28 protein-coding genes, 2 tRNA genes, 1 pseudogene and 1 riboswitch are annotated in these 24227 nt (G+C 71.7%); of the genes and pseudogenes, 21 read left to right on the top strand and 10 right to left on the bottom strand.

The genetic code is table 11. The features are described 5' to 3' along the window. Positions 1–9: 9 nt before the first annotated feature. Both CS0771_RS25665 and CS0771_RS25670 read right to left on the bottom strand, forming a co-directional pair. Complete coding sequence (locus CS0771_RS25665) at positions 10–468, bottom strand: hypothetical protein (RefSeq protein ID WP_244871028.1); 459 nt, start codon at positions 466–468, stop codon at positions 10–12. A gap of 151 nt (positions 469–619) precedes the next feature. Next, positions 620–1063 (bottom strand): NUDIX hydrolase, encoded by a 444-nt coding sequence (locus CS0771_RS25670; RefSeq protein ID WP_212843385.1) that lies wholly within the window; start codon positions 1061–1063, stop codon positions 620–622. A gap of 76 nt (positions 1064–1139) precedes the next feature. Between CS0771_RS25670 and CS0771_RS25675 the strand changes: the two genes are divergently transcribed. From CS0771_RS25675 to CS0771_RS25705, 7 genes and pseudogenes are all read left to right on the top strand, one after another. Further along, positions 1140–1574: a DUF1801 domain-containing protein gene (locus CS0771_RS25675; RefSeq protein WP_212843386.1), complete on the top strand. Its 435-nt coding sequence runs from the start codon at positions 1140–1142 to the stop codon at positions 1572–1574. A 49-nt stretch (positions 1575–1623) separates the two neighbouring features. Further along, positions 1624–2409, top strand: a complete 786-nt coding sequence (gene yaaA / locus CS0771_RS25680; protein WP_212843387.1) for a peroxide stress protein YaaA — start codon at positions 1624–1626, stop codon at positions 2407–2409. 203 nt (positions 2410–2612) lie between these two features. Then, positions 2613–2685, top strand: a tRNA-Trp gene (locus tag CS0771_RS25685). A 22-nt stretch (positions 2686–2707) separates the two neighbouring features. Then, positions 2708–2781 (top strand) — tRNA-Asp (locus CS0771_RS25690). 62 nt (positions 2782–2843) lie between these two features. Further along, entirely contained in the window at positions 2844–3425 is a 582-nt protein-coding gene (locus CS0771_RS25695) for a hypothetical protein (protein ID WP_212843388.1), read from the top strand. Further along, on the top strand, positions 3422–4318 hold the full coding sequence (locus CS0771_RS25700) for a hypothetical protein (RefSeq protein WP_212843389.1): 897 nt from the start codon (positions 3422–3424) through the stop codon (positions 4316–4318). Before CS0771_RS25695 ends, CS0771_RS25700 begins: the two co-directional genes overlap by 4 nt. A 99-nt stretch (positions 4319–4417) precedes the next feature. Beyond that, positions 4418–4921, top strand: a pseudogene (locus CS0771_RS25705) (leucine zipper domain-containing protein); the annotation flags it as partial. Here the strand turns inward: CS0771_RS25705 and CS0771_RS25710 are convergent. Then, positions 4904–6478, bottom strand: coding sequence for a glycosyltransferase family 39 protein (locus tag CS0771_RS25710; protein WP_212843390.1), 1575 nt, complete (start codon positions 6476–6478; stop codon positions 4904–4906). The pseudogene CS0771_RS25705 and the gene CS0771_RS25710 overlap by 18 nt on opposite strands. A 243-nt stretch (positions 6479–6721) precedes the next feature. Between CS0771_RS25710 and CS0771_RS25715 the strand changes: the two genes are divergently transcribed. The 5 genes from CS0771_RS25715 to CS0771_RS25735 all read left to right on the top strand — a co-directional run bounded on the left by CS0771_RS25715 (position 6722) and on the right by CS0771_RS25735 (position 10619). After that, positions 6722–7549 (top strand): alpha/beta fold hydrolase, encoded by an 828-nt coding sequence (locus CS0771_RS25715; RefSeq protein WP_244871409.1) that lies wholly within the window; start codon positions 6722–6724, stop codon positions 7547–7549. A 107-nt stretch (positions 7550–7656) separates the two neighbouring features. Then, on the top strand, positions 7657–7893 hold the full coding sequence (locus CS0771_RS25720; RefSeq protein WP_203743672.1) for a helix-turn-helix domain-containing protein: 237 nt from the start codon (positions 7657–7659) through the stop codon (positions 7891–7893). Next, positions 7893–8498 (top strand): Clp protease N-terminal domain-containing protein, encoded by a 606-nt coding sequence (locus CS0771_RS25725; RefSeq protein WP_212843391.1) that lies wholly within the window; start codon positions 7893–7895, stop codon positions 8496–8498. The genes CS0771_RS25720 and CS0771_RS25725 overlap by 1 nt, the downstream gene beginning before the upstream one ends. A 119-nt stretch (positions 8499–8617) precedes the next feature. After that, positions 8618–9664 (top strand): aldo/keto reductase, encoded by a 1047-nt coding sequence (locus CS0771_RS25730; protein ID WP_212843392.1) that lies wholly within the window; start codon positions 8618–8620, stop codon positions 9662–9664. A 517-nt stretch (positions 9665–10181) separates the two neighbouring features. Next, positions 10182–10619 carry a GNAT family N-acetyltransferase gene (locus CS0771_RS25735; RefSeq protein WP_212843393.1) on the top strand — a complete coding sequence of 146 codons (438 nt, stop codon included), beginning with the start codon at positions 10182–10184 and terminating at the stop codon, positions 10617–10619. A 464-nt stretch (positions 10620–11083) separates the two neighbouring features. Here the strand turns inward: CS0771_RS25735 and CS0771_RS25740 are convergent, their stop codons facing one another. Beyond that, complete coding sequence (locus CS0771_RS25740; RefSeq protein WP_212843394.1) at positions 11084–11710, bottom strand: hypothetical protein; 627 nt, start codon at positions 11708–11710, stop codon at positions 11084–11086. A 64-nt stretch (positions 11711–11774) separates the two neighbouring features. Here CS0771_RS25740 and CS0771_RS25745 point away from each other — a divergent pair, with 64 nt between their 5' ends. The 4 genes from CS0771_RS25745 to CS0771_RS25760 all read left to right on the top strand — a co-directional run bounded on the left by CS0771_RS25745 (position 11775) and on the right by CS0771_RS25760 (position 14975). Then, complete coding sequence (locus CS0771_RS25745) at positions 11775–12521, top strand: class I SAM-dependent methyltransferase (RefSeq protein ID WP_212843395.1); 747 nt, start codon at positions 11775–11777, stop codon at positions 12519–12521. Between the two features lie 126 nt (positions 12522–12647). Further along, positions 12648–13166, top strand: coding sequence for a hypothetical protein (locus CS0771_RS25750; protein WP_212843396.1), 519 nt, complete (start codon positions 12648–12650; stop codon positions 13164–13166). A 97-nt stretch (positions 13167–13263) separates the two neighbouring features. Beyond that, the gene (locus CS0771_RS39505; protein WP_212843397.1) at positions 13264–14109 is read left to right on the top strand and encodes a MerR family transcriptional regulator; all 846 of its coding nucleotides are present in this window, start codon (positions 13264–13266) and stop codon (positions 14107–14109) included. Continuing rightward, complete coding sequence (locus CS0771_RS25760) at positions 14109–14975, top strand: transglutaminase domain-containing protein (RefSeq protein ID WP_244871029.1); 867 nt, start codon at positions 14109–14111, stop codon at positions 14973–14975. The genes CS0771_RS39505 and CS0771_RS25760 overlap by 1 nt, the downstream gene beginning before the upstream one ends. Before the next feature lie 9 nt (positions 14976–14984). Here the strand turns inward: CS0771_RS25760 and CS0771_RS25765 are convergent, their stop codons facing one another. Both CS0771_RS25765 and CS0771_RS25770 read right to left on the bottom strand, forming a co-directional pair. After that, a complete protein-coding gene (locus tag CS0771_RS25765; RefSeq protein WP_212843399.1) occupies positions 14985–15887 on the bottom strand; it encodes a hypothetical protein in 903 nt (300 codons plus the stop codon). An 80-nt stretch (positions 15888–15967) separates the two neighbouring features. After that, positions 15968–16699, bottom strand: a complete 732-nt coding sequence (locus CS0771_RS25770) for a neutral zinc metallopeptidase (RefSeq protein WP_212843400.1) — start codon at positions 16697–16699, stop codon at positions 15968–15970. 136 nt (positions 16700–16835) lie between these two features. On the opposite strand from CS0771_RS25770, the gene CS0771_RS25775 reads away from it, so the two are divergent. Together CS0771_RS25775 and CS0771_RS25780 are read left to right on the top strand one after the other, a co-directional pair. Then, positions 16836–17207, top strand: a complete 372-nt coding sequence (locus CS0771_RS25775) for a DUF4259 domain-containing protein (RefSeq protein ID WP_212843401.1) — start codon at positions 16836–16838, stop codon at positions 17205–17207. A 9-nt stretch (positions 17208–17216) separates the two neighbouring features. Further along, complete coding sequence (locus CS0771_RS25780) at positions 17217–17771, top strand: hypothetical protein (RefSeq protein ID WP_212843402.1); 555 nt, start codon at positions 17217–17219, stop codon at positions 17769–17771. On the opposite strand, the gene CS0771_RS25785 is transcribed toward CS0771_RS25780, so the two are convergent. After that, a complete protein-coding gene (locus CS0771_RS25785; RefSeq protein ID WP_244871030.1) occupies positions 17768–18601 on the bottom strand; it encodes an MOSC domain-containing protein in 834 nt (277 codons plus the stop codon). The two genes, CS0771_RS25780 and CS0771_RS25785, sit on opposite strands and share 4 nt — an antisense overlap. Continuing rightward, on the bottom strand, positions 18598–19470 hold the full coding sequence (locus CS0771_RS25790) for a bifunctional 5,10-methylenetetrahydrofolate dehydrogenase/5,10-methenyltetrahydrofolate cyclohydrolase (protein ID WP_212843403.1): 873 nt from the start codon (positions 19468–19470) through the stop codon (positions 18598–18600). The genes CS0771_RS25785 and CS0771_RS25790 overlap by 4 nt, the downstream gene beginning before the upstream one ends. Positions 19471–19482: 12 nt before the next feature. Beyond that, positions 19483–19565: riboswitch (ZMP/ZTP riboswitch) on the bottom strand. 169 nt (positions 19566–19734) lie between these two features. Here CS0771_RS25790 and CS0771_RS25795 point away from each other — a divergent pair. Continuing rightward, complete coding sequence (locus CS0771_RS25795) at positions 19735–20262, top strand: GNAT family N-acetyltransferase (protein ID WP_244871031.1); 528 nt, start codon at positions 19735–19737, stop codon at positions 20260–20262. A gap of 112 nt (positions 20263–20374) precedes the next feature. Here the strand turns inward: CS0771_RS25795 and CS0771_RS25800 are convergent, their stop codons facing one another. Both CS0771_RS25800 and CS0771_RS25805 read right to left on the bottom strand, forming a co-directional pair. Beyond that, a complete protein-coding gene (locus tag CS0771_RS25800) occupies positions 20375–20905 on the bottom strand; it encodes a DUF6817 domain-containing protein (protein WP_212843405.1) in 531 nt (176 codons plus the stop codon). Between the two features lie 78 nt (positions 20906–20983). Beyond that, the gene (locus tag CS0771_RS25805) at positions 20984–21559 is read right to left on the bottom strand and encodes a maleylpyruvate isomerase N-terminal domain-containing protein (RefSeq protein WP_212843406.1); all 576 of its coding nucleotides are present in this window, start codon (positions 21557–21559) and stop codon (positions 20984–20986) included. 261 nt (positions 21560–21820) lie between these two features. On the opposite strand from CS0771_RS25805, the gene CS0771_RS25810 reads away from it, so the two are divergent. Then, entirely contained in the window at positions 21821–23119 is a 1299-nt protein-coding gene (locus CS0771_RS25810; RefSeq protein WP_212843407.1) for an extracellular solute-binding protein, read from the top strand. Between the two features lie 84 nt (positions 23120–23203). Then, positions 23204–24226, top strand: a complete 1023-nt coding sequence (locus tag CS0771_RS25815; protein WP_371821476.1) for a carbohydrate ABC transporter permease — start codon at positions 23204–23206, stop codon at positions 24224–24226. Position 24227 lies beyond the last annotated feature (1 nt).

Genomic DNA, 24227 nt, shown 5'->3' on the forward strand with positions numbered 1-24227 from the left:
GGCCGCGGGTCAGTGCGGGAACGTCCGGGGGATGCGGGTGTCGGTCTGGGCGCGGAACCCCTCGATGATCCGGCTGACCTGCCGCATCAGGTGGGTGTCCTCGATGCGGGGCAGCAGCAGGTTACGGGCGGCCAGCCCCGGCAGGTCCACGGTGAAGTACACGGCCATCAGCGGGTTGACGAACAGCCTGCTGCCGGCGGTGCGGGCGGTGAACCGGACGTCGCCGTGCAGGCCCTGCAGCGCGGCGGCGATCTGCCCGTTGACGATGCTGGGCCAGCCCGGGGTCAGCGCCCGCGCGTGCACGACCGCCTCGACGTAGTCGCGGGCCTGCGGCGAGCCGCCCGGGATGGACAGCGCCCCCAGGTACGCCCCGGCGCGTTCCAGCTCGGCGAGGTTCTCCAGCACCTGCACGTGATTGACGCCGTGATGGGCGTCGACGCCGAACCCGAGGCAGGTGACCAGCCGCACCGGCACGTCCAGGCCGTTGACCGCGCGGCGTGCAGCTGCAGCGCCAGCGGCAGGCCCGCGTACACGTCGAACCCGCCGCCCGCCCCGGCGATCAGCACCCGCTCGCAGCCGGCCAGGGCCTCGAACAGGCCCGGCGTGCGCAGCGACGGCATCAGACGGGGTCGGAGGGGAAGAACCGGCCGGCGAGCGTCAGGTACTCGTTCGAGTCGAGGAACCGGCCCAGCACGAACCCGGACGCGGGCGTGAACGCCCGCCCGGACAGGGCGTCCTCGCCGGGCACGAACTCGGCCAGCACCCCCTGCTGCGCCACGATGTCCGGGCCCCACGCGGGGGTGCCCACCGCGAAGCAGTACACGTCGATGCGGGTGCCGGGCAGGAACCCGTGCCAGAACAGGTCCGGCTCGCCGTCGACGGGCAGGCCGGTCTGCTCGGCGATGTGCCGCTTGGCCGCGTTGACGGGCGTCTCGCCCGGCCGGATCGCACCGCCGGGCAGGCTCCACCGGTTGGCCCGCACCGCGGACTGCTCGTCGCGCATGCGCAGCAGCACGGCACCGGTCCGGCCCACCAGGGCGGTCAGCGCGATACGGGTGGTCATGTGGCCGAGCGTACTTCGCCGCGTCACCCCCGCGCTGTCCCCGCACGCCGTCGTACGGTCGGCTTAGGCTGTCCGCATGGCCGAAGCCGGCGCGACCCCGAAAACCACCAGGAACGACGCGAGCGTCGAGGAGTTCCTCGCCGGTGTCGCCGACCCGCGCCGCCGTGCCGACGCCCAGGCCCTGTGCGAGCTGATGGAGCAGGTCACCGGGCAGCCGCCGGTGATGTGGGGCGGCGCCATCGTCGGCTTCGGGCAGTACCGCTACGAGTACGCCTCCGGCCGCACCGGCGACTGGCCCGCCGTCGCGTTCTCCCCGCGTAAGCAGAACCTCGTCGTCTACCTCGCCGAAGGCTTCGCCGACGACGCCGCCCTGCTCGCCCGGCTGGGCCCGGTCACGACCAGCAAGGCATGCCTGTACGTCAAACGCCTCGCCGACGTCGACACCGCCGCGCTGCGGGAGCTGGTCTCGTCCGGGTTCACCCTGGTCCACGGTAAGACGATCACGAGCTGAGGACCGTGCCGCCGCCGGGCGGACCGGCCCGGTCGCCTATGGTGTGGCGGTGCTGATCCTGCTGCCGCCGTCGGAGGGCAAGGCCGCGTCCGGCTCCGGCAAACCGCTCGACCTGGACGCCCTGTCGCTGCCCGCGCTGCGCACCGCCCGCGAGCAGGCCCTCGACGCGCTGGTCGCGCTGTGCTCCGGCGACGCGGTGCAGGCCGCCGAGGTCCTCGGCCTCAGCCCGGGCCTGGCGGGGGAGACGGCCCGCAACGCCGCGCTGCGCACCGCGCCCGCGCTGCCCGCCGCCAAGCTCTACACCGGCGTGCTCTACGACAACCTCGGCCTGGCCGACCTGCCCCCGGCGGCCCGCACCCGCGCCCGGCGCACCCTGCTGATCTTCTCCGGGCTGTGGGGTGCGCTGCGCATCGACGACCGCGTCCCGCCGTACCGCTGCGCCATGGGCGTACGCCTGCCCGGTGCCGGCCTGCTGTCGGCACACTGGCGCGAGCCGATGGCCCAGGCGCTGCCCGAAGCCGCCGGCCGCGGCCTGGTCCTGGACCTGCGCTCGTCGATGTACACCCCGGCGTGGACCCCGCGCGGCGACGTCGCCGCCCGCACCGCGACCGTGCGGGTGCTGCACGAACGCAACGGCGCCCGCACCGTGGTCAGCCACTTCAACAAGGCCACCAAGGGCCGGCTGGTGCGTGACCTGCTCGCCGACGGCGGCACCCCGCGCGACCCGGCGGAGCTGGCCGTCGCGCTGCGGGACCTGAAGTACACCGTGGAGACCCAGGCCCCGGCCCGCGCGGGCCGCCCGTGGCAGCTCGACGTCGTCGTCACCGAGCTGTAGCGAAAATCCTTTGTGGCGGCCGGGGCCGCCCCGTTACGTTATGCCGGTCAGCGAGCACGACGGACATCCGAGGGGGCAGGCATGTGGCGCGACACCGATCCGCCTGCCCGGGGTGACCGGCGCCGCTGAGCGCCACGTGAACGGCTGACGCCGTCCGCCCCGCACACCGGGGACGGGCGGCGTTTCCGTTTCGCACGAAGCACGCGGGTGTAGCTCAACGGTCAGAGCACCGGCCTCCAAATCCGGCGGTTGCGGGTTCGAATCCTGCCGCCCGTGCTCCCACAACTTCATACGCACTGCCGGTGTGGCTCAGTGGTGAGAGCACCCGCCTGTCGAGCGGGGGGCCGCGGGTTCGATTCGGCGTCACCGGCGCGAGATCACACGGTTTACCGCCGTGAAAAGGGGTATCTGCCTGCTCGAAGGAGGTACCCCCGATGGACACCGGACAGATCATCATCGTGGCGGTCGTGCTCGTGGCCGTGGCCGCGGGCGCGTTCGTCGCCTGGCAGGCCATGCGCCGCCGGGAGCTGCGCAACCGGTTCGGCACCGAGTACGACCGGGCCGTGGCCGAGTTCGACTCGCGCGGCGAGGCCGAGCGGGAGCTGCGTGAGCGCGAGCGCCGCCACGGCGAGCTGGAACTGACCGAACTCTCCCCGGAGGATCACGCCCGGTTCGTGGTCCGCTGGCACGCGCTGCAGGCGCATTTCATCGACGCCCCGGCCGACGCCGTCGGTGAGGCCGACGAGCTGGTCACCGACCTGATCGCGGCCCGGGGTTACCCGACCGGCGACGCCGACGAGCAGCTGGCGCAGCTGTCGGTGGACCACGCCGCGACCCTGGAGTCGTACCGCCAGGCGAAGGCGATCGCCGACAAGAACCGCGACGGGCAGGCGAGCACCGAGGAGCTGCGGGTGGCGGTGGTCCGCTACCGCGAGCTGGTCGCGCAGCTGCTGGGCGAGGAGCCCGTGCCCGCCGAGCCCACCCCCGCACGTCAGGACCAGGAGATCAACGCATGAGCCACGACACCAGGACCCACTTCGGACAGGACCTCACCGACGAGGCCGACCGCGACGAGCGGCTCGACGGCGTGCCGCACGCGCGCCGCGACGACGACCGTGACGGGTTCGACGACGAGCGGCCGGCCGACGACCGCGACGTGGTCGACGGCGAGCTCGTCGACCCGGCGGACGAGCCGGAGCACCGCCACGACCAGGACGGCGTCGTGGCCGCCGACCGCGCCGACGACGAGCGTGACGACGTCGAGCCCGTGGACCTCGACGGTTTCGGCGGCACCACCCGCGGCGGCCACGACGTGGCCGTCCCGGACACCGACGCCACCGACGACCCGGTGCACCCCGAGGCCCGCGTCGGCGACGAGACGCCCACCGCCGACGCGCACACCGAGCCCGGCGAGCAGGCGTACGACGAGCAGACCCGCACCCTCGACGACCTCGCCGACGTCGAGGTGGCCGACGACGCGCTCGCCGACCAGGCCGCCGGCGACGACGACCTGACCGGCGCCGAGCGCGACGCCGTCGAGGCCGAGGCGGTGGACGCCGAGGACGTCACGCCCGACGCCGACCCGGTGGTGGGCGGCCCCGACGCGGTGGACCCGCCGGCGGACGTGGACGCGGTGGTCGCGGCCGCGTCGCTGTGGGGCGCCGGCGCCGCCGACGACCTGCGGGAGCGGTGGCAGGCCGCGCAGCTGCGCTTCGTGGACGACCCGGCGTCGGTCGCGGCGGAGATGCGTGACCTGATCGGCGAGACCGTGGACCGGCTGCAGCAGACCCTCGCCGAGCGGCGGCAGGAGCTGGACGAGGCGTTCAGCTCGGCCGGCACGGACACCGAGCAGCTGCGCCAGGCGGTGCAGCGCTACCGCGACTTCCACCAGCAGCTGCTGAACCGCTAGCTGTGATGCCCATGAGCGTTGTTGACACTGGGCCTTGATCAATAAGAAGACCTCCGGTCGGGTGTGAGTTGCTGACGCCCACCCCGACCGGAGGTCTTCGTGCACCACCGTAACGCCCGCCTGACTCTGCACGGACGCCGCCTGCTCATCACCCGCGTCGTCCACGACCGCAGGCCCGTCGCGCACGCCGTCAAAGAACTGGGCTGCTCCCGCGCCACCGGCTACAAATGGCTGGCCCGCTGGCGTGCCGAAGGCGACGCCGGCCTGACCGACCGCCCCAGCACCGCCCACAACCTGCCCCGCAAGACCCCCGCCACCACCGAGGACCGCATCTGCCAGCTGCGGACCGAACGCAAACTCGGCCCGGCCCGCCTCGGCGCGATCCTGGGCATCGCGGCCTCCACCGTGCACGCCGTGCTCACCCGCCGCCGCCTGCACCGGCTGGCCTGGCTGGACCGGCCCACCGGCCAGCCCGTCCGCCGCTACGAACGCGACCACCCCGGCGAACTGCTCCACGTCGATGTCAAGAAGATCGGCCGCCTACGCGACGCGGGCGGAGCCTCGTCGTGCCCGGCACAGGGGCCGTCAGCCCAGCGCGGTCGTGGGCACTGGGCTGACCACGGTCTCGCCGTCCTTCTCGACGGTGCCCACACACGCCGCCAGCGGCTCGGCGGTACGCAGGTACAGCTCGTACCGGTCGGCGGTGTAGCGGACCGTGAAGTGCTCCTTGGCCCAGGCCCGGACCTCGGGGTGCTTGCCGATGCGCCGTGGCCGGGCGAACATGACGCCGTCGGCGGCCGCGGCCGCGGCGATGATCTCGCCGTCGGTGAGCCAGCCGGAGTCGATGCGCACGTGCGATGTGTCGACCAGCCACGGCGGCGTACGCAGCCCGGCGCGGGCGAGCATGGCCTGGTCGTCGGCGACGAGCACGAGGTCGCGGGGCAGCGAGCTCAGGCACGCCTCGACGGCGGTGTCCGTCAGCTCGGGGCCGACGGTGGTGCCGGCCGTGTGCCACAGTGCCACGGCGATCGCCGGGGGCACGAGCAGCGCCCCGGCCCAGCGGCGGCGCTGCCCGGTGAACCGGGCCACGGCGGCGCGGGCCGCTGCCCACAGCGCCGCGGCGCCGAGCACGATCAGCGCCCCGGCGGGCGCGACGAACAGCAGCACATGATGCTTGAACGTGGGGTGGTGCAGGTAGCCGAACGGCACCACAGCCGCGGCCCACAGCGTGATCGCCACCGCGTCCGGGCGCCCGCCCGCGCGGCCGGGCAGGGCGATGGCCAGCACCGCACCGACCGCGGCGGCGGTGAAGTACGGCAGCCCCCAGTCGCCCGTGCTGTCGATCATCTTGATGACGTCGGATGTGCCGCCGGCGGTGTCGGTGGCCCGCAGGTGCAGCGCGAACACCTGGTTCCAGGCGGCGCGGCCGGGCCGCAGCACCGCCACCGCCGCCGCCGCGGCGGCGGCGAACCCGGCCAGGAACCAGCCGGCCGCCGCGGTGGTGCGCCGCAGCCAAGCGAACCGGCGGGCCGGGTCGGCCGCCGCGGCGGTCGTCAGCAGCACGATGCCGATCGACGGCACGACCACCACCGCGATGAGCTTGACCAGTGCGGCCAGGCACAGCGCGGCACCGGACGCGGCCAGCCACCACGGCCGGTGGCGCTGCGCGGTGCGGGCGTGCAGCGCGAGGCAGACCGCGGCGCCGCCGAGCGCGGCGGCGGGCACGTCCGCCCCGAACTGGAAGCTGTACCGCTGCACCAGCGGGAACGTCGCGACGGCCAGCGCGGCGAGCATCCCGGCGCGTGGCCCGCGCAGCACGGCCGCCATCGCCGCGGCGGACGCGGCCAGCAGGCTGGTGAGCCCGACCATGAGGAACCGGGCGGCGGTCTCGCCGCCGTCGCCCCACAGCGCGAACGGCTGTGCCACCAGCCACGGGAACAGCGGCGGCTGGGCGTGGAAGATCTCCGTGTACGGCTGCCCGCCGGCGGCGATGGCCAGCGCGGTCTGCCAGTACACCCCGTCGTCGTAGTCGAGGACCTGGCTGCGGTTGGTGGCCAGCCGGAACGCGAACGAGCCCACCACGGTGGCGGCGACGGCGCACCACAGCACGGTGTCGAGCACCTCGGCACGGCTGCGGCCGGGGACTTGGTCAGGCGTCATCGTGATCCATTCCTGGGATCGGCGGGCGGCCCTGCCCAACGGGCCTCGAGGACGTTAACACCACATAGCGCAAGTAAAGCCGCACAACGCGTACACCGTGCCGAAGCTCCGCCCGCCCGCGAAAGCCGGTCACCGAGCGTGCTCGCGATGTTACGTTCGGCGGGTCGGCGAGCCGTTGCCGCAGCGGAGCGCACGCATGTCATCCGCCGACGACAGCCACTGCGAACGCGGAGGTCGCCAGCCATGAGCACAGGCCGAGTCACCACCAAGGACGGCACCGAGATCTTCTACAAGGACTGGGGGACCGGGCAGCCCGTCGTCTTCAGCCACGGCTGGCCGCTCACGGCCGACGCCTGGGACGACCAGATGTGGTACGTCGTCTCCAACGGCTTCCGGGCCATCGCCCACGACCGGCGCGGCCACGGCCGCTCCAGCCAGCCGTGGGACGGCAACGACATGAACACCTACGCCGACGACCTCGCCGCCGTGATCGAGAAACTCGACCTGCGCGACATCGTGCTCGTCGGCCACTCCACCGGCGGCGGCGAGATCACCCGCTACATGGGCCGCCACGGCACCGACCGCGTCGCCAAGGCCGTGCTCGTCGGCGCCATCCCGCCGCTGATGCTGCAGACCGACGCCAACCCCGAAGGCCTGCCGCGCTCGGTCTTCGACGACATCCGCGCCGGCGTCGAACGCGACCGCTCGCAGTACTACCAGGACCTCAGCGCCCCGTTCTACGGCGCCAACCGGCCCGGGTCCAAGGTCAGCCAGGGCATCCGCGACCACTTCTGGCTGATGAGCATGACCGTCGGCTTCAAGGGCGCGTACGACTGCATCAAGGTCTTCTCCGAGACCGACCTCACCGAGGACTGCAAGAAGATCGACGTGCCGACGCTGATCATCCACGGCGACGACGACCAGATCGTGCCGATCGTCGCCTCGGCCAACAAGTCCTCCAAGCTCATCAAGGACTGCACCGTGCACGTCTACCCGGGGGCCCCGCACGGCCTGACCGCCACCCACCAGGACGAGTTCAACGCCGACCTGCTCGCGTTCCTCAAGGGCTGACACCGGGCCCCCCATTCGACCGGCCGCGCCTCCCGTTTCCGCGGGGCGCGGCCGGTCGCTGTCAACCCAAGTTGACAACCCGGCACCTGTCAACCTACATTGACAGCATGAGCGACGCGACCAAACTCGCCGCCGCGGCCGGCAGCACCGACCCCGGCACCGGCCTACGCGCCGTGCTCGCCCTGCGCAGACTCCTCGAAACCCTCGAAGTGCTGCAGGTCGGCAACGCCCGCCGAGCCGGCTGGTCCTGGCAGGACATCGCCGACGCCCTCGAGGTCAGCCGCCAGGCCGTACACAAGAAACACGCCGCACGCTGGCCCGAACCGGACCGACGGGAGAAATGATGTTCGAACGATTCACCGACGCCGCCCGCGCCACCGTCAACGGCGCCCAGACCGAAGCCCGCGACCTCGGCCAGCGCCACATCGGCACCGAACACCTGCTGCTCGCCCTGCTGCGCCCCGGACCCGCCACCGGCCTCGCCCACGACCTGCTCACCGCCACCGGCCTGCGCCACGACCAGGCCGCCGCCTACGTCACCCGCCTGGCCGACGCCACCGAACCCCTCGGCGCCGCCGACGCCGCCGCACTCGAAGCCATCGGCATCGACCTCGAAGCCGTCAAGGCCAAACTCGAGGAGAACTTCGGCCCCGGCGCCCTCACCCCACCCAGCCCACCCGCCCGCCGCAGCCTGTTCGGCCGCCGACGCAACACCCCCAGCAGCCCCGGCCACATCCCGTTCACCCCCCGCGCCAAGGTCGTGCTCGAACTCTCCCTACGCGAAGCCCTCCGCCTCAAACACCGACACATCGGCACCGAACACATCCTGCTCGGCCTCATCCGCGAAGGCCGCGGCCTCGCCGCCCGCATCCTCACCGACCACGGCATCGACCTGGCCGACCTGCGCACCCGCACCGAACAGGCCGCAGCCGGCACCAAAACCGCCTGACCCACGGCGGGCCGCGGATCCCGGCCCGCCACACCGGCTTGACCTGGAGCGCACTCCAGCACCTACGCTCAACCCCAAGATCGAATCCCGCCCCGCGGGAGACCAGGGGAGAGCACCACATGCGCTACCGCGTACTCGGCCGCACCGGCATCGACGTCAGCACCTACTGCCTCGGCACCATGATGCTCGGCAGCGTCGGCAACCCCGACCACGACGACTGCACCCGCATCATCCACCACGCCCTCGACCACGGCATCAACTTCATCGACACCGCCGACATGTACTCCGCCGGCGAATCCGAGACCATCGTCGGCAAAGCCCTCCAGCACCACCGCGACGACGTCATCCTCGCCACCAAAGTCCACTTCCCCATGGGCGAAGGACGCAACCGCGGCGGCAACAACCGCCGCTGGATCCTCACCGCCGTCCACGACAGCCTCCGCCGCCTCCAGACCGACTGGATCGACCTCTACCAGATCCACCGCCCCGACCACACCACCGACATCGCCGAAACCCTCGCCACCCTCGACGACCTCGTCCGCGCCGGAAAGATCCGCGCCTACGGCTGCTCCACCTTCCCCGCCGAAGAGATCGTCGAAGCCCACCACACCGCCCACCAGCGCGGCATCAGCCCGTTCCGCACCGAGCAGCCGCCATACTCGCTGCTCGCCCGCGGCATCGAAGCCGACATCCTGCCCGTCGCCCAGCGATACGGCATGGGCGTACTCACCTGGAGCCCACTCGCCTCCGGCTTCCTCTCCGGACACATCCGGCGCGACACCGTCGACCTCACCACCGGCCGCGCCGCCCTCACCCCACACCGCTTCGACCCCACCACACCCGGCAACCACGCCAAATACGCCGCACTCGAACAGCTCACCGCACTCGCCGCCGACCTCGGCACCACACTGCCCGCGCTCGCCGTAGCGTTCACCCAGGCCCACCCCGCCGTCACCGCAACCATCCTCGGACCACGCACCATGGCACAGCTCGACGCCGCACTCAAGGGAGCCGAGTTGGCGCTCGACGACGCGACCCTGGACCGGATCGACGAGATCGTCGCGCCCGGCACCGACCTCTACCGTCCCGACGGCGCCTGGCAGCCCCCGGCCCTGGCCGACCGGCGCCTGCGCCGCCGCCCACACGACGAGCGCGCCGCCGCCTGACATCGCCAGCCATAAGATCCTCACGGGCCGGGGGAGCGCGGCGAACCCGGCCCGCTCGGCACCCCGCTACCCACCACCGCCCTCTGGGGACTGCCCGCCACCCCCACCGCCGCGTTGATCATGAACTTATGGACGTGTTCGACGGCGTGTCCCCACCCCGCCGCCGTGATCGACTCACCGCGCCGAGCGGCAGCAGACGAAGATCGCGTCGATCTTGCACGGAGTGTTGGGGATATGCCCGGATAGGGCGTGTCGCACCCACAGCACACGCAAGATCAACGCGATCTTGAGCCGGCCGCTATCAGCCGCCGAAACGGCGCCGAGGGGTTCGCCTGGTCGCGAGGGGGGCAGCTGGTCCCTTTGTCGCGGTAATGCGTGGTTAGTCGGGTATGGGTCCGGCCAGGAAAACGGCTCTACGTGGCCCTCAGGACGTTTTGCCAGGTCAGAGGGCATTTGTGGGGTGCTTTGGGCCGTATCTCGCTCGACGGGTGGCCCGCCCGGGCCTAACGTCCGCCTCATGACCATCATCTACGGCTGGCGGGCGCCGTTCGACAACACCGAGCTCGACGCGCTGCACGCCGCAGGCTTCGGGTACGAACCGTCCGGCCACGACTGGTGGGCGCAGGTGAGCCGGCACAGCCTCGGCTGGGTGTGCGCGCGTGACGGCGCGCGGCTCGTCGGCTTCGTCAACGTCGCCTGGGACGGCTCCGGGCACGCGTTCCTCCTGGACACCGTCGTCGCTGACGGCGAACGCCGCCGCGGCGTGGGCACGGGGCTGGTCGACGAGGCGGTGCGCCAGGCGTCGGCGGCCGGGTGCGCATGGCTGCACGTCGACTTCGAGCGTCACCTGCGCGGCTTCTACTTCGACTCGTGCGGCTTCCGGCCCACCGACGCGGGTCTCATCGCGCTGCCGGCTGATGGCGTACACCCCATCAAGGAAACGACCCGCCACTGAGCCCCAGCTGACGGTCAGTGTGACCCGGACCAGGGGATTCTGTCGCCACAGCGGCGATCTCAGACCGTTTCTGCAGGTCAGGGGCCATATCTGAACTCTGTGCCGGCGAATGTCGAGCAAGATCCGAAGTCAGCCGGCGCCGGCACGCAGTGGTGGTCATCGAACGGCGGGTGAGACGTCTTCCCGCGCATCCTCAAGTGTCTCCAAACCGTGTCGGCCGGTGGCTCAGCGGTCGCCGAAGGCTCCGGATCGCGTTTGGAGGCGTTCTGCGGACACGTTCACCGGAATCCCGTCGCACGAACATAACAGTCATTATGTTGTATCGCATTTATGAGCCGAACTCTCATCCTGAGCCTGTTTTCTGATTATTGAATTACTGATAATGCCAATCCGTTAATTGGCCGAGGCACGGGTGAGCTGGAACGGCTTCTGGGACGCCCGGCGGCAGTGTCGGACGGTGGTGTTCAGAGTCCGAACAACGTTGCGACGCGGTCGACGAGTTCGTCCTCGGACATCGCGCCGTCGACGTCGATGACGGGCAGGTTCAGGCGGGCCACTTCCCCGCGCAGCCGGTCGGTGAACATCCGTTCCCGCTCGAACAGGTTGCGCAGCGCCTGCTCCGGGTCGCTGGTCCGGCCGGCGATCTTCCAGGTGGAGCCCCGGGTGTCGAAGGCGGTCCGCCGGAAGGCCGGGGTGGGCAGCAGCCAGACCGCGTGCTCACGGGTCGCGAGCAGCGGCTCGACCAGGTGCGGCAGCAGGCGGAAGCCTTCGGCGACGACGTGCGGCGAGGCGGGCATCGTGGCCAGGTCGTGGACGATGTGGTCGAAGCCCTCGCCCCGATACCAGTGGAACGTGTCCAGCATGACCTGCGGGGACCGCAGCAGCCAGCGCTCGTCCATGTCCATCGCGGCGAAGGCGCTCAGCAGCGGGCTGTCCTGCGGGGTGCTGCGCGCGGCGTGCTCGGTCATCACGTCGTCGGTGGCGTAGAGCCGCAGGCCGTGGCGGTCGGCGAGCCGCCGGGCGACGGTTGATTTGGCGGCGCCGCTGGCGCCGCCGATCCAGTAGACGTGCGTCAGCTGGGGTGTGGGCATTCTTCACCGTAAGCGCTGCCGATATTCGCGGGCGTGGTGTCGCGGCCGGCGGTACGGTCCGCCGGTGAGTGATTCCACGTACGACGGGGACGGCTTCTTCGGTGAGCCGGTGGCGGCGGGGTACGACGACGCGGTGTCGGACTGGTTCCGGCCGGAGGTGGTCGGCGCGGCCGTGGAGGTGCTGGCGGGGCTGGCCGATGGCGGCCGGGCGCTGGAGTTCGCGATCGGCACGGGCCGGATCGCGCTGCCGCTGGCGCAGCGCGGCGTGCCGGTGCACGGCATCGACCTGTCGCGGGCGATGGTGTCGCGGCTGCGGGCCAAGCCGGGCGGTGACACGATCGAGGTGACCATGGGCGACATCGCCTCGACGCAGGTGGCGGGAACGTTCTCGGTCGTGTATCTCGTCTTCAATACGATCATGAACCTGACCACGCAGGACGCGCAGGTGGAGTGTTTCCGCAACGCCGCGGCGCACCTCTCCCCCGGCGGCACGTTCGTCGTCGAGGTGATGGTGCCTGAGCTGCGGAAACTCCCGGCCGGGCAGAGTGCGGTGCCGTTCCGGGTCACCCCGACGCGGTGGGCGTTCGACCACTACGACGTGGCCACGCAGGCGATGAGCTCGAACTACGTGGAGGTGGTGGACGGACGCGGCTCGTACCGGTCCATCCCCTTCCGTTATGCGTGGCCGGCGGAGTTCGACCTGATGGCGCGGCTGGCCGGGCTGCGGCTGCGCGAGCGCTGGGCGGACTGGGACGGTACGCCGTTCGGCAGCGAGAGCGAGAAGCACGTGTCGGTGTGGGAGAAGCCCTGATCTGGCATTTCCTGGCCGACACGCGGCCGGGGCCGTTGGTGCTCACGTTCTGTGTCGATAGTGTCACCGCCGGAAGTTGACCGGGTACTGCGGGTGTTCCGTGGTCATCACCGACGGGGGTTCTACATGTCCGTATCCAGGATCGTCCGATGGGCTGCCGCTGCGGCCATCGTCACGGCCGGCGCGCTGGCCGGTCCGGCGAGCGCCGCTCCGCCTGCTGAGCCGCCGGCGGCGCCGGGGACGCAGGCGAGCCGGTTCGAGGTGCCGCTGACGGGTTCGGCGACGTTCGAGGAGCTGGGTGAGCTGGCGTTCACGGGCACGGTGCGGGTGGCCGTGTCGAACCCGGCTGACGCGGCGGCGAAGCGGATCATCCACACGCGGCTGGGCGAGGTGGTCGGCACGGGCACCGGCGTGACGTGTGAGGCGCGCAGCGCGGAGCACTTCCGGCTGGCGGCGGCGGAGACGCTGACGTTCACGGGCACGTTCGACCTGGTGCCGCCGGACGGTACGGCGGCCGGTGACGCGGCTGAGGCGTGCTGGGGCCAGCACCTGGACGTGCGGTTCACGGTGGCGCTGGGTGCCGACGGCAAGGTCACGGGTGAGCCGACGGCGGTCGTGGCGGCCGAGGAGGTTCCGGCGCCGTAGTGGTGCGGGTTCGGAGGCGGGTCGTGCTGCGGCACGGCCCGCCTTTTTCGTCGCCGGGCTTTACCCGGCCCCTGGGGCAGGACGCAGACTGGCGCGCATGGCGATCGGGGATACACGGCGCGGCGGGCTGACGACCGGTGAGTTCGGCCGGCGGTCGGGCCTGTCGCTGAAGGCGTTGCGGTTGTACGACGTGTCGGGGCTGCTGTGCCCGGCGCGGGTGGATCCGGTGACGGGTTACCGGTGGTATGCGGTGGAGCAGCTGGCGCGGGCGCGGCGGATCAGCATGCTGCGCCAGCTGGAGATGCCGCTGGCGGTGATCGGCGAGCTGCTGCTGCTGTCCGACGAGGAGGCGGTGTTGCGGCTGGAGCGGTGGTGGTCGGCGCAGGAGGCGGCGGCGGTGGCGCGGCGGGGCACGCTGGCGCAGCTGCGGGCCGAGCTGTTGCGGGCGGCGGTGCCGGATGCGTCGTATGCGGTGGCGGTGCGGCGGGTGCCGGAGGTGAAGGTGGCGGCGCTGCGGTTCGAGGTGGATCAGCAGGGGCTGGTGGCGGCGATGCGGTTGGGTGAGGACGTGTTGCGGCGGCATCTGGCGGCTTCCGGTGTGGGGCCGGGTGGGCCGTTGCGGGTGCTGTATCTGGGTCCGGTGACGCCGGACTGTGCTGCGCCGATCGAGGTGTGCGTGCCGTTCTCGGGTGGGCTGGAGCCGGTCGGGGATGTGGTGGTGCGGCTGGAGGCGGCGCGTACGGAGGTGTTCTGCACCGTGCTGCGGGATGACTGCTTCTATCCGCGGATCATGTCGGCGTATGCGGCGGTGGACGGGTTCGTGCGGGATGCGGGTCTGGTGGCGGCGGGTCCGGTGCGGGAGGTGTATCTGGCGGACTGGGATGCGGTGGCCGGGGATGCGCCGTACGCGGAGGTGGCGGTGCCGGTGGAGGGGTGGTCGTGATGGTGCGGGATTGGTCGGGTCACTCCCCCTACAGCGATCCGGGTGGGTTCGGGCCGTTGCTGGACGGGTTGCCGGGTGATGTGCGGGAGCTGGCGGCGGTGGTGCGCAACGTGCTGGTGCACTATCGGGCGGCGGGGATCGTGTTCGAGGGCGAGCGGCTGGCGGAGATCGACCATCGGTGGGTGGACCGGATCCTGGCGGCCGATCAGGGGCGTTTCCCGGTGCCGCTGGAGGTGCCGCGGCCGGTGGGGTCGCGGGTGGTGGGCTGCTGCCGGGATTTCACGCTGCTGACGGTGGCGGCGTTGCGGCAGCGTGGGGTGCTGGCGCGGTCGCGGGTGGGGTTCGCGCCGTATCTGGTGCCGGGTTTCCACTGCGATCACGTGGTGGCGGAGTTCTGGGACGGCGAGCGGTGGGTATGGGTGGACGCCCAGCTGGACCCGGTGCGGGATTGGGGGTTCGACCCGGCTGACGTGCCGCGCTCGGCGTTCGCGTCGGCGGCGTCGGTGTGGTCGGCGTACCGGCGGGGTGAGGTGGACGTGGACCGCTATGGGGTGGATCCGGGTCTGCCGCAGTTGTGCGGCGCGTGGCTGGTGTTCGACTACGTGCTGCTGGAACTGGCGCATCGGCAGGGTGATGAGCTGCTGTTGTGGGACGGCTGGGGTGGCATGGTCGAGGATCTGGCGGAGGCGGAGCTGGGGCTGGCCGATGAGGTGTCGGCGCTGCTGCTGGCGGCGGACGGTGGTGACGGCTCGGCCGAGCGGGAGCTGGCAACCTGGTATACGCGGGATGCGCGGCTGCGCCCGTCGGGCCGGGTGCGCTGCCGCTCCCCGCGTGGTGTGACGGAGTGGGTGGAGCTGCGCGGCTGACGGCCGGGGTCAGGTGCCGGCCGGTTCGGGTGTGTGGCCGCAGGTCGCGGGGCCGCAGATGGCTTTGTGGTCGCGGCCCCACAGGTAGGTGTCTCGTTCGGTGGCTCGGGCGAGGTGGACCAGGCGGGCCTGCCGGTGTCGGGGCAGGTTCCGGGGCAGTGCCGTGAACGTCTCCGGCATGACGGCGACCATGCTGCTGACCTGCTCGCCGTCGTACATCCGCAGGAGTGCGGTGCACTGCCACCAGCGGATGGCGTCGCCGCTGCCGTCGGCGCGGCCGGGCCAGTAGTAGCTGGCGGGGTCGGGGACGAGGTAGTGGACTCCGTCGGGGTGGAGGTGCCGGCGGAGCCACGGCCCGCCGGTGCCGAGACCGAGGCGCAGCTGTGCGGCCTCCTCGTGGAGGGCGCATACCGTGCCGGTGTCGAGGGCTTTGAGGACGTGTGCCGTCGGGGGCAGCGGCTGTTCACCGGCCGGGGCGCGTACCGGCCAGCGTCCGAGCAGCGCAGCGGCCTCCTGCCGCAGGTTCAGCGTCGGTGGGGTGCTGCGGCGTTGCGGGATCGGCGGTGGCGGTGTCCAGTGGGGATGGCGCGCTTCGATGTGGCTGAGCATCCATGCTCGCGCCTGCGGGCCGGCGGTGTTCCAGGTCCAGCTCATGGGCCGCCGGGTCAGGGCCTGTTCGCGTGTGCTGGGGGTGGTCCCACGCCGGGATGGAAGCCATCGCCTGGGCCGGGTCGCGTGGGGCAGGTTGTGGCAGAGGTCGGCCAGGGTCCGGATACGTTCCAGGATCTTGTCCGGTGGCTGGTCCGCTGGCAGCCGTTTGGCTTCGGCGGCCAGGTGGCGGATCTCCATGAAAGCCATGGCCGACAAGAGCGCGGCGACTTCCCGGTCCTGTTCGGCCTCGCGGTGCCTCATCACGGATCCTTTCCCCTGCCCGGTGCGCCGGTGCCGTCGCGGGTTCGTCGGCACCGGCGCACCGTACCTGGTGTGGGTGTTCAGCTGAGGTCGCAGGCGTCGAGGGAGCGTTCGTATCCGTTGAAGAAGGCGCGGGTGCGCTGCTGGACGGTGCCGTGGGAGTCGGGGGCGAACCAGGGTTGGCCTTCGGGGTCGCCGACGGCGAGCAGTCCGGTGCGGAACTCGTCGAGGTCGCCGTCGGCGAGGGCGAGGTCGCCGCTGCGGACGGAGTCGCCGAGGTAGGCGCCGGCCATGCAGTCGGCCTGGAGTTCGTGGTCGATGGCGTAGCGGTGTTCGATGCCGAGGCGTTGCTGGACGGCGTGGGCGTATTCGTGGCCGAGCAGGTAGAAGACGAAGGCGTCGCCGATGCGGCGGAATGCGGTGACGGCCCAGTCGGCGTCGTAGGCGATGAAGTCCCCGGCCGGGCAGTAGACGGCGTTGTTGGCGGGGATGGGTTCGGGGCCGCAGGCGAGGTCGCCGGTGTCGCGGTAGGGGGTGACGGTGCGCACGGGGGTGAACGCGACGCCGGAGTCGGTGAAGACGGCCTGCCAGTAGCGTTCGGCCTGGCCGACGGCACCGCGGGCGTCGCGCTGGAACTCTTCGACGGTCTTGGTGCCGTCGATCTCGGCGCTGGCGGTGGCCTGTGGGGCGTTGGGCTGGGGTGCACTGTCGTCGGGCAGGGTGGGTTCGTCGGGCAGGGCGCCGCAGCCGAGGGTCAGCACGGTGGCGGTGGCGAGTGCGACGGTCCAGCGGGTGCGGTGGCGGGCGGGCATCGCTCGTCCTTTCGGGGGCTGTCTTCTGTTGTAGCCGATGCCCACATCAGTGCAAGATCTGTCGCGGCTCAGGGCGATGTCACTCCTGCCTGGTTCGATGGGGCCCGACGGTTCGACATCATGCAGAGGAGACCTTGTGGGTACGTGGGGCAGCGGGAATTTCGAGAGCGACACGGCGCTGGATCACCTGTCGATCGTCGTCGACCGGCTCGTCGCGGAGGTCGCCGAGGCGATGGCCGGCGATCCTGTCGACCTCGAGCCCGATGAGTACTGGGGTGTCGCCGTGCCGTGCAACCTGGAGTTGCTGCACGTCCTCGTCCAGGCCGGCTACGCCGCCAGTGCCCTGCCGCAGGCCGGGGTGATCGAGGAATGGAAGAAGGCTTTCCTCGCCGTCTGGGAGCGGACCATCGACGGCCTGGAGCCCTCGCCGGCCTTCAAGGAGGAACGGCGGTCGGTGCTGAACCGTACGTTCGACCAGCTGGCCGACGTCGCCGCCGGGCGGCCGTAGGCTCTGGGTGTGCAGGGGTTCGCGCGCCGGGAGTTCCAGCTGATGCTGCTGCGGCGGATGTTCGACTTCCAGCCGGATCTGGTCGAGGCGGCGTGTGCGGAGCTGGGCGTCTCGCATCGGGTGTACATGGCGGCGCACAACCGGTGGCAGACGATGCTGCGCTCGCGGACGGCGCCGAAGGGTCTGGCGCTGTACGGGGCGGTGCTGGGTCCGGCCGACGAGCGGTATGAGGTGCTGTTCGGGGATGCGCGGATGACGGCGCACCGGTGGCGGTTGCCGGGTCTGTGGCCGGATCTGCGGTTCGAGGCGCTGTCGGGGGCCGGGGACTTCGTGCTGCACGGGTGGCTGGTGCGGGCGGCGGGCTCGCCGGTGCCGGAGCTGGGGCCGGTGGGGTCGCTGGCGCCGTGGTCGTGTGTGGTCGACGATGTGCTGGCGAGGTTCCCGGGCGCGGTGCAGCGCGATCCCGAGGTCCCGGCGCGGTGGGGTGTGGACGTGCCCGATCCGGCCGGTGGGGTTTGGCGGCTGATGTTCGTGTACGGCCTGCTGCAGCAGGTGTCGCGCTAGACCGCTCGGACGGTGTCGCCAGGCTGGATGCGGCCGGGGTGGACGACCTGGGCGTGGACGCCGGCGCAGGGCTGCGGGGCGAGGCCGGGCAGCGGCACGATGCGGTGGTGGTCGGCGAGCACGCGCAGCGCCGCGGTGTCGCGGGGCAGGTCGCCGTGGGCGAGGGTGGGGATCGCGCAGCGGGGCGTGGCGGCGATGACGCGCAGCACGAGGTCGGCGCCGATGCGCAGTTCGCGGCCGAGCCATGCGTCTTCGGGGAAGCCGCCGTCGTCGGTGGCGATGACGATGTTGGGCCGGTAGCGGCGGGCTGCCGCGGGCTGGTGCGGGTGCAGCGCGGTGATGGTGTCGAGGGTGCCGGTGGTGATCAGGTGCAGGGGCGCGAAGTCGAAGAACGTGCCGGGTGGGGCGCCGGTGCCCAGTTCGCTGACGGTCAGCGGGGTGTCGCCGGTGATGCCGTGGCGCAGGACGGCGTCGGGGTCGGCGCGGTCGAGGCGGGCCTGGGCGGGCGGCGTGCTGGTGAGGGTGACGTCGCGGCCGAGCAGCTCCGACAGGGCCTTGTCCGCGGCGGGGTCGGTGCTGTGGGTGTCCAGGCCGGGTCCGGTGATGCGTACGCCGGTGTCGTCGGTGGTGGCGGTGAGGGTGAGCAGCCGCTGCCACCGGTGGGGGTGTTTGGCGCTGGCGATGCGGCCGGTGGCGGTGTCGTGCAGGGCGAGGGCGCGGTCGCCGGTGATGCCCCGCTCGGTCACGTCGGCTGCGGCGAGCTGCTCGCCGAGCAGCGACTTGACCGGGTGGCGGTGCAGCGCGGCGACCGCTGCCCTCGCCTCGGTCACGGGTTGGCCCGCTCGGCGGCGGTGACGGCGTTGCGGAACAGCATCGCGACGGTGGTGGGGCCGACGCCGCCGACGCGGGGGGTGATGGCTCCGGCGACGTCGGCGCAGGACTCGTCGACGTCGGGCAGGATGCGGCGGCCTTCGTAGCGGACGCCGCCGCCGACGACGGTCGCGCCGGGCTTGACGTGTTCGGGCTGGATGATGCCGGGCACGCCGGCGGCGGCGATGAGGATGTCGGCGCGCCGGGTGTAGCGGGGCCAGTCCTTGACGCCGGTGTGCACGACGGTGACGGCGGCGTCGGCGGTGGGGCGTTTCTGGGCGAGCAGCATCGCCAGGGGTCGGCCGAGGGTGGCGCCGCGGCCGAGGATGACGACCTCCCGTCCGGCGACGGGGATGTCGTAGTGGGCGAGCAGCGCTTCGATGCCGGCGGGCGTGCACGGCAGCGGGCCGGGCATGCCGAGGGCGAGGCGGCCCATGTTGACCGGATGCATACCGTCGACGTCCTTGTCGGGGTCCATGACGGCGAGGGCGGCGTTGTAGTCGAGGTGCCGCGGGATCGGGTATTGCACGAGCATGCCGTGTACGGCGGGGTCGTCGCTCCAGGCCTTGATGACGGCTTCGACGTCGGCCTGGGTGGCGCCGGCGGGCAGGTGCTCGTGGGGTGAGACGAAGCCGAGGTCGGCGGCCTGCTGCTGCTTGATGCGGATGTAGCCGGCGCTGGCGTCGTCGTCACCGACGAGCAGGGTGGCCAGGGCGGGGGTGATGCCGCGCTCGCGCAGGGCGGTGGCGCGGGTGGCGACGTCGGCGAGGACGGCTTCGGCGACGGGCTTGCCGGGCAGCAGCCGGGCGGTGGTGGTGGGCGCGGACATGCGGCTCCTCATCGCGGTCGCCCAGGCGGTCGGCTTCCGCGGCCTGCTCCCCGATGGTCGTTCCCATCCTCGTGCCGCCAGTCGCAATGTTCGTGTCCAGCATGCCTCATCGGGGCGGCGGGTGGTCGCCTTGGGGTGGTTCGTGCCGTGGGGTGTGGTGACGGATTTGTGTTTGCGCCGGGGCGTCCGGGTCGCCATCATCGCGGGATGATCGGGGAACAAGCCGTGGACTTTTCCGTCAAACCGACGCTGACCGGTGAAAAGGTGGTGTTGCGTCCGTTCGTCGACGCCGACCTGGACGGGATCCGGGTGGCGCTGCGCGACCCGGAGGTGATCCGGCTGACCGGCAGCACGCCCGACGACGAGGCCGATCAGGAGAAGATCCTGCGGCGCTGGTACGGCACCCGCAACGCGCAGCCGGACCGGCTGGACCTGGCGGTGGTGGACCGGGCCGCGGACGTGTGCGTGGGCGAGGTCGTGTTCAACGAGTGGAGCGCCGCGAACGGCAGCTGCAACTTCCGGGTGCTGATCGGCCCGGCGGGCCGGGACCGGGGGCTGGGCACCGAGGCGATCCGGATGTTCGTCGGGTACGGGTTCGAGCAGCTGGGCCTGCACCGCATCGAGCTGGAGGTGTTCGCGTTCAACCCGCGGGCGCGCCGGGTGTACGAGAAGGTGGGGTTCGTGGCCGAGGGTGTGCTGCGGGACGTGAAACGCGACGGCGACGGGTGGGTGGACGCGACGGTGATGTCGATCCTGTCGCACGAGTGGGACCGGCACCGCGGCCGTCCGTGAGCCGAGGCCGGGGGCGTCTGCCAAGGCCGCTCCGCCCATGCGCCGACGTGCGTTCGACCCTGGTGGACGTCAGCCGCGGCGGCGATGGTCGGCGTGCCGCCGCGCGGGGCGTTCAGAAGCGCAGAACGGCGCGGGCGTCGGCGAGCACGGGCGGGGACGCCAGCTGCGCCCAGGAGGCGAACAGGCCGCGAAAGTAGTCGCCGTAGCGGGCCGCGACGTCGGGGGCCTGCTCGCACAGGTCGAGCTCGTTGACGATGCTGACGTCGACCAGGGGGCGCAGCTGGGCGGCGGTGAGGGTCTGGGCGGTGCCGGTGAAGCGGTCGTGGACGTGCCCGGTCGCGGCGAGCTGCCGCCAGGTGGCCTTGCGCAGGGTGGCGGCGTAGCGGTAGACGATCTGCTCGGCGTGCTCGCCGGCGGCGGCGCGCAGCAGGTCGCGCTCGTCGAGGGTGAGCAGCGCGGTGGCGAAGCCGTCGGTGCCGTACGCGGCGTGGGCGAGCCCGGCCAGGGCGGTGGCCTCGGGCAGGCCGTGCCCGGCGAGCCGGTCGTGCACGCGTGTCAGGTGGGCGTGCAGGGTGCCGCCGGGGTGGGCGATGGTGTCGGCGCCGCGCTCGGCCAGCAGCGCCTGGACGTCCTGCACGCTCATGGCCTGACCCTAGGTGCACGCGGTGGGGCGCTCAACGGTGTGTGGCGGGGTTCATCGCCGCCCGTGCGGCGGGTGTGGTCAGGGGCGGGCGGCGCGCCAGGACCAGTCGGTGCGGCGGGGGTGGCCGGGCAGCTCGCCGCGGCCGGTGCACCACAGCAGGACCGCGGGCGGGTCGCCGCCGGGGGCGTCGGGGAACAGCCGGTGCAGCACCAGCATGGCGAGGTCGGCGGGGATGGTCCAGACGACGCCGAGGCCCTGGGTGATGTCGTGGGTGTGCAGGAGGGTCTCGGCCATGCCCATGGCGGCGAAGCCGCTGGGGTCGCACGGGCCCCAGTGCCAGGCGCGCAGCTCGGGCCCGGCCGCGGCGAGCGCGACCGACAGCAGCCCGCCCGATGCGGTCATGATCTGCAAGATCTGGGCAACGGTGGCGTCGGGCCGGACCGTCAGGTCGCACGGGAGGTAGGCGTCGTCCGGCGCGGCGGCCACCTGCCCGGCGTAGGCGAGCAGGTCGTGGGCGATGTGCGCGGCGGTGTCGCGGCAGGTCCAGTCCAGCGGGCCGGCGGGCACGCTCCAGTCGGCGTCGAGGTGGGCGGCGAGCACCGTGGCAGCGGCGTGCCTGGCCTGGTCGAGGTCGGTGTGGTCGGGATCGCGCATGGGTGGACTGTGTCACGTGCGGGCGGCCCGCCGACACTTGTTTGCGCTGGTCCTTGAAACTGTTAGCAAGGTCTTCCGATTGATTTCATTAGATCAGCGCCCTGTGAACGGGGTCACGCATGCATCTGGTCCTGGTTTGGGCTGATTTTGGGACGCCGTTTGGTAACGGCCTTGCGGCGAGAGTCGCAAAGACTTTCTGAACCAGAAACTTCTTGCTAACGTCCCGCGCTGACAGGACAGGCAACCCCCGAGGAGCGAATAATGCGTCGCACCGCCAGAGGGATCGCCGTTCTTGCCTCCGCCGCCATCGCACTCGCGGTTGCGGCCTGTGGCAACGACGCGACCGAGGCACCCCAGAAGACCGACCCCGCGGCCCTGTCGGCCGAGCTGACGTGGTGGGACACGTCGGACCCCGCGAACGAGGGCCCGGCGTACAAGCAGCTCATCGCCGACTTCAACAAGACCTACCCGAACGTCAAGATCAACTACCAGTCGGTCCCGTTCGGCGAGGCGCAGAACAAGTTCAAGACCGCCGCCGCGGCCAAGTCCGGCGCCCCGGACATCCTGCGCGCCGAGGTGGCGTGGGTGCCGGAGTTCGCCTCCCTGGGCTACCTGTACAACCTCGACGGCAGCGAGCTGCTGGCCGACGAGTCGGACTTCTTCGCGACCCCGATGTCGTCGAACAAGTTCGACGGCAAGACCTACGGCGTCCCGCAGGTCACCGACTCGCTCGCCCTGATGTACAACAAGAAGATCTTCGCCGACGCCGGCATCACCGAGGCGCCGAAGACCTGGGCCGACGTGAAGACCGCCGCCGCGACCATCAAGGCCAAGACCAAGAAGGACGGCCTGTTCATCAACGCGGGCGGCTACTTCCTGCTGCCGTTCATCTACGGTGAGGGCGGCGACCTGGTCGACGCCGCGGGCAAGAAGATCGTCGTGAACTCCGAGGCCAACGTCGCCGGCATCAAGGTCGCCGCCGACCTGGTCAAGTCCGGCGCCGCGGTCAAGCCGCCGGCCAGCGACTCCTACGGCACCATGATGACCCTGTTCAAGGAGCAGAAGGTCGCCATGATCATCAACGGCCCGTGGGAGGTCAACAACGTCCGCAACGCTCCGGCGTTCGGCGGCATCGAGAACCTCGGCGTCGCCGCGGTCCCGGCGGGCTCGGCCAAGGCCGGCGCCCCGGTCGGCGGTCACAACTACGTGCTGTGGTCGGGCATGCCGCAGGAGAAGGCCGCCGCGGCCATCGCCTTCGTCAAGTTCATGTCCTCGGCCCAGTCGCAGGCGTTCCTGGCCGACAAGCTGGGCGTGCTGCCGACCCGCCAGTCGGCGTACCAGATCGACTCGGTGAAGAACAACGCGATCATCGCCGCGTTCCAGCCGGTCGTGGCCTCCGCCGTGGCGCGTCCGTGGATCCCGGAGGGCGGCCAGTTCTTCGGCCCGCTCGACACCATGGCCACCGAGGTCCTGATCCAGGGCAAGGACCCGAAGGGCTCGCTCGACGCGGTCGCGAACAAGTACAAGACCGAGGTCGTCAAGGACTACGCCGCGTCCTGACCCTCGACCCGAGGCCGGTCCCCGCGCGGGACCGGCCTCGGCCCCTTTCCCGTAGCACCCCTCATCCCCCCTCGGAGCACGCCCGTGAGCACAGCCACCGCCACGCCGCCGGCCCGGACCAGTCCCCCGCCGCCGCGCGACACCCGACGACCCGGGCGGCTGCGCCGCAGCTGGGACAAGCACTGGTACGCCTGGGTGATGGTCGCGCCCGTCGTGATCGTGCTCGGGGTGCTGATCTTCTACCCGCTCGGCCGCGGCATCCTGCTGTCGTTCACGAACCTGACCGAGGCCAACCAGCTCGCCGAGATCTGCACCAAGTCGATCACCGGCAGCGAGGTGTGCAAGCCGAACCCCAGCGCCTGGGAGGTCGTCGGGTTCGACAACTACGTGGACCTGCTGTCCGGCCGGGTCGGTGAGTTCTGGCGGCAGTTCGGCGTGACCCTGCTGTGGACGGTCAGCTGCGTGGTGTTCCACTACGGCATCGGCCTGGGCCTGGCCGTGCTGCTCAACCGGCCGCTGCGCGGGCGCGGGATCTACCGCGTGCTGCTGATCCTGCCGTGGGCGGTGCCCGCGTTCGTGTCGGCGTTCGCCTGGCGGTTCATGTTCAACGAGCAGTTCGGCGTGATCAACACCCTGTTCGAGGCGGTCGGGCTGGACCGCGCGGAGTGGTTCGCCGACTGGAGGACCGCGCTGCTCACCGCGGTCGTCACCAACATCTGGGTCGGCGTGCCGTTCATGATGGTCACGCTGCTCGGCGGCATGCAGACCATCCCCAGCGAGCAGTACGAGGCCGCCGAGATCGACGGCGCCACCCCCTGGCAGCGCTTCGTCAACGTCACCCTGCCCGGCCTGCGCCCGGTCAGCATGACCGTGCTGCTGCTCGGCACGATCTGGACGTTCAACATGTTCCCGATCATCTTCCTGGTCACCGGCGGTGAGCCCGCCGGCGGCACCGAGATCCTGGTGACCGGCGCGTACCGGGCCGCGTTCGAGGGCATCCGCAACTACTCGCTGGCCTCGACGTACGGCGTGCTGATCCTGTCCATCCTGCTGGTGTTCTCGGTGCTGTACCGGCGGGCGCTGCGCAAGCAAGGCGAGGTGTGGTGAC

The organism is Catellatospora sp. IY07-71 (assembly GCF_018326265.1).
Taxonomy (GTDB): domain Bacteria; phylum Actinomycetota; class Actinomycetes; order Mycobacteriales; family Micromonosporaceae; genus Catellatospora.